Genomic DNA, 12361 nt, shown 5'->3' with positions numbered 1-12361 from the left:
TCATGCGTCAAGATTCGAACGTGTGACAGTAGTGCAAACCTTTCGACACAGCATCTCTATGCTCGCTGCCCTAACCAAAGGTACAATAAATGACGTTTGGTGATGGACGTTCTTGTGATGAACTTAGTTGCGTATCTCTGATGATATTACCTATGTTGGTGTGTCCATTTTGAGCAATCACAACTGCTTGAATATCAAGTTGTTAAATGGACTGTGAAAGTTGGTTCATGTCTGTCGCACTATTAGACTGCTACAATTCTATTTTTCCCCCCATGTTTGGCTTTATACAGAGCGAGATCAGCACGTTTAATCGTATCTTCGTATGTGCAATCTTCTGGCATTATGGTTGTCACACCTATGCTCACAGTGATATGCACGTTATCTACAGAAAACGGACTTAATTCATTTCTGGCATGCTCATGTATCCGTTTAGCAAACTGAATAGCCTGTTCACGCCCGGTATTGGGCAAGACGACCACAAATTCATCCCCACCTAAGCGGCAGGCACAATCTGTCTTGCGCAGTGTGAAACGAAGAATGTCTGCGACTGCTCGGATGGCCTCATCACCCACGTGATGCCCCTTGCTGTCGTTGATTTTTTTGAGGTTATCAAGATCAAACATCAAGATGGAGGTCTGCATTGAATGCCTTCGGTATGACTCATAATGTAATGCTAAGTCATGCTCTAATTTTCTTCGGTTGAAAAGACCTGTTAACTGATCAGTATGGCTGAGTTCTTTCAGCTTAATTTCCAAGTTGTGTCGTTCTGAAATATTACTGGCGACCCAAAGCACAACATCTTCTTCATCTACAGAAAAACTTAGGGCTTGGATGCGCACTTCAAACCAAATCGGCGCTTCAGGACCATAATCGGGTAGACCTTTCACATCCCTATTGCTTAATTCGTACTCTTCGATGAGTAGATTTCCTGACGCCAGTGCTTGGTCAATGAGTTGCATAAACAAGTTGGCTTTATCTGGCTTGATAACATCTGAAATATACGAACCAACTAGACCGGAACCATCGTGGTAATAGCGATTATCGCGACCACCAAATATGGCAACATATTTTCCACTTCGAGATAAGATAAAAGCAGGGTCTGGCAAAGCATCAAGAATGATAGCCATCTGCTCAATATTGATCATTAATTAATTCTATTTCTTGATTTACAATAAGTAACACAATAGCTAAAAAAAAGAAAAAGCACGTATTTTTTCGCCAAAATAGCGATGGGCGAGATGGAGGGTGAGATTAAAATATGCATAAACTGTTTGGCGATTAATAATACACATCTGCCCAAATGATGTTATTGCAATATATTTTCTCTACTGAACATAAGGCTGATTATGTAAGTTTATTTAATTATTTCCCTCAACACACGAATCTATACATACACATGCAAAATCAGAATAAACAAAAGAATAATCTCCGTTATACTCCTAAGCAGATTAGTTTTAAAAGAGCAAAGACATGCGTGTACTTGTGGTGATGGATCCCATCGAAAATGTTAACCTAAAAAAAGATACCTCAATGGCGATGCTCTGGGCAGCAGCACGCCGTGGCCATGAATTGGGCTATGCATTACAGCAGGATTTATACATCGAACATGGCAAAGCATTTGGCTTAATCGCGCCTTTAAAAGTCTTTGAAGATTACAACCATTACTATGAATTGGGCGATCAGAAAAAAGAATCGATTGCTGATTATGATGTGGTGTTGATGCGTAAAGATCCTCCATTCGACATGAATTTTGTCTATACCACCTATATTTTGGAACAGGCAGAACGAGAAGGTGCATGGATCATCAACAAACCGCAAAGCCTGCGCGACTGCAACGAAAAGTTATTTGCGACGCAATTCCCAGAACTGCAAGTGCCGACGTTAGTGACTTCACAACAAAGCCTGATTCGTGAATTCCTTAAAGAACATGGTGATATTATTGTTAAACCGCTGGATGGTATGGGCGGCATGGGCATTTTCCGTCTCTATCAAGATGGCGTAAATATTGGTTCAACTATTGAAATCCTGACCAATAACGGCACGCTGCCAATTATGGCGCAGCGCTATATTCCAGAAATTGTCGATGGCGATAAACGCATCTTGATGATCAATGGTGAGCCTGTGCCATATTGCTTGGCACGTATTCCACAAAATGGTGAAGTGCGCGGCAACTTGGCAGCGGGCGGTTTAGGTGAGGCGCGTCTATTGACTGAAAATGACAAAGCGATTGCTGCCAAAGTCGGGCCATTTTTACGTGAAAAAGGCTTAGTCTTTGTTGGTCTGGATGTGATTGGCAACTACGTAACAGAAATCAACGTGACCAGTCCAACTTGCGTGCGTGAAATTGATGCGCAATTTGGTACATCGATTGCCGATGATTTATTTGATGTGCTTGAAGCAGGCTTAAAAGCTTAAGCTTTAAATTTCAGAAAAGAGTCCATAGGGGCTCTTTTTTTGTTTCTGGGTATGGACTTGGCGATTTGATTGAACAATTCTGTAAGTAAATGCAAATAAAGCATAAATTTCTCTGAATTTTTTGGAATTCTCATAGATTAATAATAAAACTAGTTTAAACTTTTAAAATATGTAGAAAAAAACAATCATACGCCTGTTGAAAAAAAGTAAATTGCCTTTCACGGTTATGCGTTTGTGATTACAATTGTTTGCTTAAAATTGAATTTCATTAGCCAAATTTTAGATTGAAGAATTAGACAGTGACCGAAGCAACGCAAATAAAGCCGAAAAATGTCATGATGATGGCTGCCGGAACCGGTGGTCATGTCTTTCCAGCACTCGCTGTGGCTAAAGAGCTACAACATCAGGGTTGTACAGTTTCGTGGTTAGCAACACCAACAGGCATGGAAAATCGCCTGTTAAAAAATCATAATATTCCAATTTATCAAATTGATATTCAAGGTGTGCGCGGCAATGGTGTCGTGCGTAAGTTGATGGCACCTTTTAAAATTTTAAAAGCAACGCTCAGTGCAATGCGTTATATGAAACAGTTGAAGGTCGATGCGGTCGCTGGCTTTGGCGGTTATGTGGCAGGGCCGGGTGGTTTGGCAGCACGTGCTTTAGGTATTCCTGTGATTATTCATGAGCAAAATGCTGTTGCTGGTTTCACCAATACACAGTTGTCACGCATTGCCAAAACGGTATGTGAAGCATTTCCCAACACCTTCCCAGCGCAATCCAAAGTGGTGGCGACGGGTAATCCCGTGCGTAAGGAAATCACCGAAATTTTAAATCCTTCTTGGCGTTACCAAGAGCGTGAGAAATCGGGTCAGCCGTTACGTATTTTGATTGTGGGTGGTTCATTGGGGGCGCGTGCTTTAAATGAATGTGTTCCTGCGGCATTGAAGCAACTTGAGTTACCTTTAAGTGTTTATCACCAATGTGGTCAAAATAATACTGAAACCACATTGGCTCGATATGCCGATGCACCTGAAACACTCAAGGTTGAAGTATCTCCATTTATCGAAGATATGGCAGAGGCTTATTCTTCAGCGGATTTAATTATTTGCCGTGCAGGGGCCTTAACGGTCACCGAAATTGCAACTGCAGGTGTGGCAGCTGTATTTGTGCCACTTCCATCTGCTGTGGATGACCACCAAACAGCAAATGCGCGTTTCTTGGCCGATATCAATGCCGCAAAAATTTGTCCGCAAGCGGATATGACCGCAGAAAGTTTAACAGCGTTGTTGCAGCCGCTAATGAACCGTCGATTACTTATGGAAATGGCGGTTAAGGCGCGACAACAGGCACAACCCGATGCTACCCAGCACGTGGTTCGTTTAATTCAAGATTTGTAAAATTCGAGTAATCTATGTCTCCATCAACGCCTGCTGATCAAGCGAAAAAGCTTATTAAAGTGCCAGAAATGCGCCGTATTAAACATATCCATTTTATTGGGATTGGTGGTGCGGGCATGTGTGGTATTGCCGAAGTTTTGAAAAACCAAGGTTATAAAGTTTCAGGCTCAGATATCAAAGCCTCTAAAACTACAGCACAGCTTGAAGAAAATGGCATTCAGGTCTATATCGGTCACGCTGCTGAAAATATTCATGGTGCGAATGTTATTGTCGTATCGACGGCTATTGATGCTGAAAACCCAGAGATTAAAGCTGCGATTGAAACCCGTACACCGGTTGTGCGTCGTGCTGAAATGTTGGGTGAGTTGATGCGTTACCGTCACGGTATTGCCGTTGCAGGTACACACGGTAAAACGACGACTACCAGTTTGGTGACGTGTATGTTGGCGGAAGAAAATCTAGATCCGACCTATGTCATCGGTGGTTTGTTGAACCGTACAGGTGTCAATGCGGCACTGGGTGCAAGCCGTTATATCGTCGCTGAAGCAGACGAATCTGATGCGTCATTCCTACATTTACAGCCGATGGCAACGATTGTGACCAACATTGATGCGGATCACATGGACACCTATGGCGGTAGCTTCGACGTATTGAAAGATACTTTTGTACAGTTCCTACAAAAACTTCCGTTCTATGGTTTGGCCGTGGTGTGTGGTGATGATGCCAACATTCGTGAAATCATGCCACGTATTGGTCGTCCATTGATTACCTATGGTTTCAATGAAGACAACGATATTCGTGCTGTAGATATTGAACAAGAAGGCATGCAATCGCACTTTACCGTTTTACGTAAAGATCGTGAGCCGCTACGTTTAACCATCAACTTGCCGGGTCTACACAATATTTTAAATGCCTTGGCGGCAATTGGCATTGCAACGGACGAAGGCGTATCTGACGCTGCTATCGCACGTGCGCTTGAAAGCTTCAGTGGCGTTGGTCGTCGTTTCCAAGTTCAAGGTGAATTTGAACTCGAAGGTGGCGTAGTGAAATTGGTGGATGACTATGGTCACCATCCAAAAGAAGTGGAAGCAACCATTAAAGCTGCACGTGCCAGCCATCCTGACCGCCGTTTAGTGATGATGTTCCAGCCCCACCGTTTCAGTCGTACCCGTGACTGCTTTGATGACTTTGTCGATGTATTGTCGCAAGTCGATCAATTGCTGTTGCTAGAAGTGTATCCTGCGGGGGAAAAACCGATTGTTGGTGCCGATAGTCGTGCATTGGCGCGTAGTATTCGCTTACGTGGTGACGTTGAACCGATTTTGATTGACCCTGTTGAAGGTAATCTCCAAGCTGCGATGAAAAAAGTGTTACAAGCGAATGACTTGTTATTAACACAAGGCGCAGGTAATGTTGGAGCAATTTCAATCGAACTTGCTCAAAATCATCTCTATGTAAAATAATCATTTTGAGTGATTGAAAAATTTATTTAGACAGTAGAAAAAGTTTAAGGATATAAACGTGTCAAATGCTTCAAAATTCGGCAAAGTTGCCGTGTTATTAGGTGGTAAATCTGCCGAACGTGAGGTTTCTCTCGATAGTGGTAAAGCTGTACTTGAAGCATTGGTGCGTTCGGGTGTAAATGCCGAAGCTTTCGATCCGCAACAACGCAGTGTGACTGAGTTAGTGGGCTATGACCGTGCATTTATCGTATTGCATGGTCGTGGTGGTGAAGACGGTCAAATTCAGGGCACTTTGGAATGGTTAAACCTTCCATATACTGGTACAGGTGTGCAAGGCTCTGCGATTGGTATGGACAAGATTAAAACCAAACAAGTTTGGCAAGGTTCTGAACTCCCAACTGCGCCTTATCGTATTGTGAGCAAAGATTCTGATTTGCAAGAAATTGTAGATAGCATTGGTCTGCCATTTATTATCAAACCTGTGCATGAAGGCTCAAGCATTGGGATGAGCAAAGTTGAGAAAATTGAAGACTTTGCTGAAGCGATTGCCAAAGCGACTCAGCATGATGCTGTAGTGATGGCAGAAAAATGGATTACAGGTCGTGAATTTACCATTGTGATTTTAAATGGTCAGGCATTGCCAGTCATTCGTCTTGAGCCACCCGCAGATGTTGCTTTTTACGATTATGAAGCCAAATATAACCGTAACGACGTGCAGTATGGTATCCCATGTGGTTTGACTGAAGATGAAGAAAAGCGCCTTCAAGCTTTAAGCTTACGTGCATTCCAAGCCGTAGGTGCAAGCGGTTGGGGTCGTATTGATGCAATGCAAGATGAGCAGGGTAATTTCTGGTTACTTGAAGTCAATACAGTTCCGGGTATGACCAGTCATTCATTAGTGCCTAAAGCTGCAAACGCAATCGGTTATAGTTTTGATGAACTCTGTGTAGCAATTTTGGAACAAACCTTGACTGGTGCGGCACACTAAATTATGGCTCAACTTCCTGCGTCAATGCGCCGTAAACGCGCAGCAACGACATCGATACATGACAAACCACCAACGCGTAAGGAAAAACTTAGCAATGTGGGTGGTTGGTTATTGCTGCTCATTGCGTGTGTAGTCTTGGTCGCAGGATTGTTTGGACTGTATAAAGTCATGACCGATGCCCGTGTGGCAGAGCTTGATGTGGTGGGCGCACGTTCAGCGCAAGAAAAGCAACAAGTCATGCGCTATGTTTCACCGATGGTGACACAAAACTATTTCACCTCAGATTTACGTGTCATTCGTGATCGTACCTTAGAAATCTCTTGGGTTGATCGTGTGGTGGTATCACGTGCTTGGCCCAATGCGATTCGTGTGCGCGTGATGCCACGTCAAGCGATTGCACGTTGGGGAACAGGTCGTTTATTGAGTGACAGTGGTGATGTATTCTCTGAATTGACACCGCAGAACCATCAGAACTTGCCGTTATTGCATGGTCCGATCAGTCAATCAAAAATGATGATGCGTCGATATAATGAAATCAACCAATTGTTTTTGCCAGCTGGTATCCGTTTAAAAGAACTTTATTTAACGGAGCGCATGACTTGGTTTATGCAGTTTGATTCAGGTTTACGCGTGATTGTGGATCAAGATCAAACCATGAGTAAGTTGCAGCGTTTGAGTTATCTTGCACATAGCGATTTAAAATCTGTTTGGCCAAGGATTTCTGCCATCGATTTGCGTTATAGAAATGGTTTGGCGATTCAATGGAAAAATTCCGTGCCAGCAAAAACAGTAAATGGTCAGTTTGTTGTAACCAGTGATGACATAGGCATTGCGAATGCGGCACAGGTGAAGCCATAATTCGGCTTTATAAATACAGGCTTTAAGCCATAAATTAAACAAACATGTGAATGGTAGTAGTAAATAATGAATGAAGCTGTTCCCTCGGTTGTTGCGATTGACATTGGGACACACAAAGTTTCAGTTTTGATTGGTAAGGTACACGCGCCAGACAATATCCAAGTGGTAGGGATGGCGACCGCTCGTAACCGCGGCATGAATAAAGGGAAAATTGTCAGTCTCGATAAGGTTGTTACCGCAATTAAAAATGCAGTGCAGGAAGCGGAAGATATGGCGGAGTGTCGTGTACATTCTGCATGGATTTCTATTCCGAGTGCTGAATTAAAAAGTTTTTATGCCTCTGGTCGTACACCAATTGAAAACAATGACCATGCAATTTCTACCAATGAAGTGGTACGTGCATTAGAACTGGCTAAAGCCAGCCATTTAACTTCAGATCACTATTTGGTGAGTGCTGTGCCATTGGGTTTTGAACTGGATGATGAGCCTGAGTGGGTGTTGAACCCGATTCGTATGTCAGCACGTAGCATGACTGGGCATTATCATTTAATGATGTTGCCGATCAGCACAATGCAGAATCTAGACCGCGCATTAAAAGGTGCCAATATTGGTGTTGAGCGCATGGTCATTTCATCACTTGCAACGGCAGAAGCCAGTTTGCTAAAAGATGAAAAGGAATATGGTGTGTGCTTAGTCGATATTGGTGCAGGCACGACCAATATCGCTGTGTATTTAGACGGCCGCTTAGCAATGACGCATACCTTGCAACGTGGTGGTGAACATGTCACTCGTGATATTGCCGCGGTATTGCAAACCACAACGGAAGAAGCAGAACGCATTAAAATGCTCTATGGTTGTGTTGACCTGAAAGTGGTCAAACCTGAAAGCATGATTCAGTTCCAAGGCATTGATGGTCCACAAACCATTAGCCGTATTGAACTCACTGAAATTATCATTGCACGTTATGAAGAAATATTACATCAGGTGCGTGATGAGTTGGTTGAGCATGGTGCAATTCATGGTTTATATCATGGTGTGGTACTTACGGGTGATGCGTGCCAAATTGAAGGTATGGTAACCATTGCACGTCGCATTTTGGGTGTGTCTGCGCATTTGGGCAACCCACCAATGCAAGTGCATGCTGAAGAACAACAGCAAGCAGCGTTACGTCGCTCACAATATGCGACAGCCGCTGGTCTGTTAATTTTTAGTCAAAGCGAAACACAAGATACGATTGTTGAGCCTGAAGATACCGAAAAACTTTCGGTGGTGAATCGGGTAAAACGCGCATGGACTGGCTTTAATGACACGTTGAAGTCGATCTTTTAAGTTGAAATATTTGGGAATATTGTTGGGAAGTTGTACGGATTATTGCTTGTACTTGACAAGCTGGAACTTGGACAGCATTCTAAAAAACAATTTTTATTAAGATCAAGGCAGTATACGGGCTGAAGTGTCTGCCAATTATGTATTAGGAATTTTTTAGGCATGGCCTCATTTGAATTTTTAGAAGATGATCAAAGCGACAGCAACGGTCAAGCCCGTTTCACAGTATTCGGTGTGGGTGGTGCAGGCGGTAACGCAGTGCAACACATGTTGGAATCAGATATTGAAGGTGTAAAGTTTGTTTGTGCTAATACAGATAAACAAGCACTTGATCGCATGAATGCGCAATTCAAAATCCAACTCGGTGAGCAAAGCACACGTGGTCTGGGTGCAGGTGCAAATCCACAAGTGGGTCAAACTGCTGCTGAAGAAAGTCGTGAATTGATTCGCCAACACCTTGAAGGTACGGACATGGTGTTCGTAACTGCAGGTATGGGTGGTGGTACTGGTACGGGTGCTGCACCTGTAGTTGCTGAAATTGCCAAAGAAATGGGCATTTTAACTGTGGGTGTGGTGACGACACCGTTTAACTTTGAAGGTAAACGCCGTCAACAATCTGCGGAAAAAGGCATTGAAGCACTTGAGCAACATGTTGATTCTTTAATCATTATTCCAAACCAACGCTTATTAAAAGTATTCCGCGATATTTCAATGAAAGATGCCTATAAAAAGGCAGATGATGTATTGTTAAATGCCGTGCGTAGTATCTTTGATCTTGTGGTTCGTCCAGGTCATATCAACCTTGACTTCGCCGATTTGAAAACTGCAATGAGTACCCGTGGTTATGCCATGATGGGTGCAGGTTCAGGTCGTGGTGAGAACCGCGCGCGTCAAGCCGCTGAACAAGCGATTCGTAGTCCATTACTCGACAACGTAACCATCATGAATGCCAAAGGTATTTTGATTAACGTAACGGGTGGCGATGACGTTACTTTTGGTGAAATTGAAGAAATTACTGACGTTGTGAATCAAATCGTCGACTTAGACGAAGGCCAAGTATTCTACGGAACTGTATTTGATCCAGATGCACGTGATGAAATCAGCGTCACTGTGATTGCGACAGGCTTAACGCGTAACTCTGCGGATTCAGCAGAACCAGTGAAACGTCCAGTTGCGCCAGCGACACGTACAGCTGCTTCAGTACAAGCACCTGTAGATGAAGATGATGTGCCAGCAATTCAACGTCAAAATCATGAAGCGACCGCGACTGTAAGTGCTGCGTCTTCAGCATCGAATTCAAGACCTACGCCAATGAGTATTCAAGATTACTTGAAAAATCAGCAGCGTAAATAAAAAATAAATTCAATGGCTTAGCCATTATTTATTAACAAAAGGTAGCCTTGCAGCTACCTTTTTGTTTTTTATCAATGGCTAAATATGCTAACGTATAGCGGTTTTGTGAATTGATGAAAGAAAACGCATGTTGAAACAACGGACCCTGAAACGCATCGTGAAAGCGAGTGGCATCGGACTACATAGTGGGCAAAAAGTGATGATTAACTTTGTGCCGCATCATGCCGATGGGGGAATTGTGTTTCGTCGTATGGATTTGAATCCACCTGTGGATATTCCTGCAGATGCGATGTTAATTCAAGAAGCGTTCATGTGTTCAAATTTGGTTCAAGAAAATGCCAAAGTCGGCACTATTGAACATATTATGAGTGCTATTGCGGGTTTAGGCATCGATAACTTAATTGTTGAAGTGTCTGCATCGGAAGTGCCTATTATGGACGGTAGTGCTGGTCCATTCATCTATCTATTGATGCAAGGTGAATTGGTTGAACAAGATGCACCGAAAAAATTTATTAAAATTTTAAAACCTGTTGAAGCGTTGATTGATGATAAACGTGCTGTTTTTCATCCACATGACGGCTTTCAGTTAAACTTTACTATCGATTTTGATCATCCCGCATTTAAAAAAGAGTTCCAATCGGCAACGATTGATTTCTCGACTGAAACTTTTGTCTATGAAGTGAGCGAAGCCCGTACATTTGGTTTTATGAAGGACTTGGATTATTTAAAAGCCAATAATTTAGCCTTAGGTGCGAGCCTCGATAATGCTGTCGGTTTGGATGATACTGGCGTAGTGAATGAAGAGGGTTTGCGCTTCTCAGATGAGTTTGTTCGTCACAAAATATTAGATGCTGTGGGTGACTTATATTTACTTGGACATCAAATTATTGCGAAATATGATGCATATAAATCGGGTCATGCGCTGAATAATCAGTTATTACGCAATGTTAAAATCGATCCAGATAGCTACGAAATTGTAACATTTGATGACATAAATGAGTGCCCAATTCGTTATGTGAGTGTGACATAAGTCATTGTCTTATAATGTTGGTGTTATAATATAACAATAATTAATGCTAAATTTGTCACATTTTTAAATGCTGAATTTCCTTGTTACAACTGGGCGGTTACTTTTTATTGCTTGCCAAACGCAGCATAGCTTGGCTAAGCTTAGGGTCGCTCACAAAGTCAGCAGCATTACGGAGTAAATCCTGAGTTTCTGTACTGAGGGTTCTTGAAATTTTTTCAGGGGAATGGGGTGTTGGAGACGGAGTTCTCAGGCGTACTTGAATCTTGTGTAAATCCTTGAATTCTGATAGTTGTGACAATTGTGCAATATATTGTTTCTGTAGATAAGCCAGCTGACTGATTAGCGCTTGGTTTTCTCCAGTCACCATGAGCACACCATTTAAATAACAAACGACTTGCCATTGCTCTGGTTGGGGTAGTACAGGTTGAACAAGTTTCGTGAGTTTCTGCCAAGCAGAAACTTGAGTTGAAAGAAACGAGAAGTTTCCTGTTTTTCTGTGTTTTCTTGTTGGTTGAAAGACGTTGACGGGTTCGGACATACATATTTCCTACATGTTTATGTCTTAATCTTATGCGCTCCTTTTATCTGATATCAAGGACGAAATCACACAAGGAAATTAAGTAAGAACAGTTTATAGAGGTTTTTTATGCATTTACGACGTGTTTTGTTGGCTTTTTCTTTGGCAGCTTCGGCCGCTTCAGTCGCTTTCGCAGATTTAGTAGAATTAAATCAAGCAGATTCATCTTCAGATCGTATTGAACAACTGACTCGTACTTTGGCTCAAGGTGCTTATTCAGAAAGTAATGATATTGATATTCCTGCTGAAACAAAATTGAATGTTCAAATTCGTGAAAAATCAGTTGAATTGAACAATGCCACAATTGCCAAAAAATACGGTTCTAGTGCAGTTTCTAAAAACTACTCAACAGGTAGTTATTCAAATAATTCCAGCAACCCATATTCTTGGTTAATCGCGCACCCGTTACCTGATATGAAACGCGTAAGCTCAAACTACGGTGGCAGAACAATGGGTGGTCGAGCTGAAAACCATTCTGGTTTAGACCTATCTGCAGCAAGTGGTACACCTATTTATGCAACTGGCCCAGGTATCGTGACCAAATCAGGTTGGGGTACAGGTTATGGTCAATATGTTGAAATTAATCACGGCAATGGTTACTTGACGCGTTATGCACATGCATCACGTTTAGTTGCACGTGTCGGTGACCGCGTAGAAGCAGGCGAGCATATTGCCAATGTTGGATGTACTGGTCGCTGTACTGGCCCACATTTACACTATGAAGTAGTAAAAGATGGTCAACGTAAAAATCCATCAACTTATTTAGCAATGTTGCCTTAATACAATTTTGGTGTGAATGGATTCACACCTCAGTATTTAGACAAACAATCAACAATACCTAAAGCCATGGTCTGAACCTCTACAGACTGTGGCTTTTTGTTTTATTGCTCTTGAATATAAAATTATCACTAAAAAAAATAATATCTGTATGAAAAAACGCCTATATTGACCAAA

11 protein-coding genes are annotated in these 12361 nt (G+C 42.3%); 9 read left to right on the top strand and 2 right to left on the bottom strand.

The features are described from left to right. Window positions 1–242 precede the first annotated feature (242 nt). Window positions 243–1145: a GGDEF domain-containing protein gene (locus B9T33_RS01750; RefSeq protein ID WP_086177225.1), complete on the bottom strand. Its 903-nt coding sequence runs from the start codon at window positions 1143–1145 to the stop codon at window positions 243–245. Window positions 1146–1470: 325 nt separating this feature from the next. On the opposite strand from B9T33_RS01750, the gene gshB reads away from it, so the two are divergent. The 8 genes from gshB to lpxC all read left to right on the top strand — a co-directional run bounded on the left by gshB (window position 1471) and on the right by lpxC (window position 10830). Next, on the top strand, window positions 1471–2415 hold the full coding sequence (gshB, locus tag B9T33_RS01745; protein ID WP_086177224.1) for a glutathione synthase: 945 nt from the start codon (window positions 1471–1473) through the stop codon (window positions 2413–2415). Between the two features lie 299 nt (window positions 2416–2714). Continuing rightward, the gene (murG, locus tag B9T33_RS01740) at window positions 2715–3812 is read left to right on the top strand and encodes an undecaprenyldiphospho-muramoylpentapeptide beta-N-acetylglucosaminyltransferase (protein ID WP_086177223.1); all 1098 of its coding nucleotides are present in this window, start codon (window positions 2715–2717) and stop codon (window positions 3810–3812) included. Between the two features lie 14 nt (window positions 3813–3826). Then, entirely contained in the window at window positions 3827–5275 is a 1449-nt protein-coding gene (gene murC / locus B9T33_RS01735) for a UDP-N-acetylmuramate--L-alanine ligase (RefSeq protein ID WP_086177222.1), read from the top strand. Between the two features lie 58 nt (window positions 5276–5333). Next, complete coding sequence (locus B9T33_RS01730) at window positions 5334–6263, top strand: D-alanine--D-alanine ligase (protein WP_086177221.1); 930 nt, start codon at window positions 5334–5336, stop codon at window positions 6261–6263. Between the two features lie 3 nt (window positions 6264–6266). Further along, window positions 6267–7121, top strand: coding sequence for a cell division protein FtsQ/DivIB (locus B9T33_RS01725; RefSeq protein WP_086177220.1), 855 nt, complete (start codon window positions 6267–6269; stop codon window positions 7119–7121). Window positions 7122–7187: 66 nt separating this feature from the next. Beyond that, window positions 7188–8450: a cell division protein FtsA gene (gene ftsA / locus B9T33_RS01720; protein ID WP_086177219.1), complete on the top strand. Its 1263-nt coding sequence runs from the start codon at window positions 7188–7190 to the stop codon at window positions 8448–8450. 159 nt (window positions 8451–8609) lie between these two features. Beyond that, window positions 8610–9800: a cell division protein FtsZ gene (gene ftsZ, locus B9T33_RS01715; protein WP_086177218.1), complete on the top strand. Its 1191-nt coding sequence runs from the start codon at window positions 8610–8612 to the stop codon at window positions 9798–9800. A 127-nt stretch (window positions 9801–9927) separates the two neighbouring features. Further along, the gene (gene lpxC / locus B9T33_RS01710) at window positions 9928–10830 is read left to right on the top strand and encodes a UDP-3-O-acyl-N-acetylglucosamine deacetylase (RefSeq protein ID WP_086177217.1); all 903 of its coding nucleotides are present in this window, start codon (window positions 9928–9930) and stop codon (window positions 10828–10830) included. 97 nt (window positions 10831–10927) lie between these two features. On the opposite strand, the gene B9T33_RS01705 is transcribed toward lpxC, so the two are convergent. Beyond that, on the bottom strand, window positions 10928–11368 hold the full coding sequence (locus B9T33_RS01705) for a DciA family protein (protein WP_086177216.1): 441 nt from the start codon (window positions 11366–11368) through the stop codon (window positions 10928–10930). Between the two features lie 108 nt (window positions 11369–11476). Between B9T33_RS01705 and B9T33_RS01700 the strand changes: the two genes are divergently transcribed. Then, window positions 11477–12187, top strand: a complete 711-nt coding sequence (locus tag B9T33_RS01700) for a M23 family metallopeptidase (RefSeq protein ID WP_086177215.1) — start codon at window positions 11477–11479, stop codon at window positions 12185–12187. Window positions 12188–12361: the final 174 nt, after the last annotated feature.

Origin of the sequence: Acinetobacter sp. ANC 5054 (assembly GCF_002135295.1) — a bacterium.
Classification (GTDB): domain Bacteria; phylum Pseudomonadota; class Gammaproteobacteria; order Pseudomonadales; family Moraxellaceae; genus Acinetobacter.
This window is presented reverse-complemented; position numbering and strand designations above follow the sequence as displayed.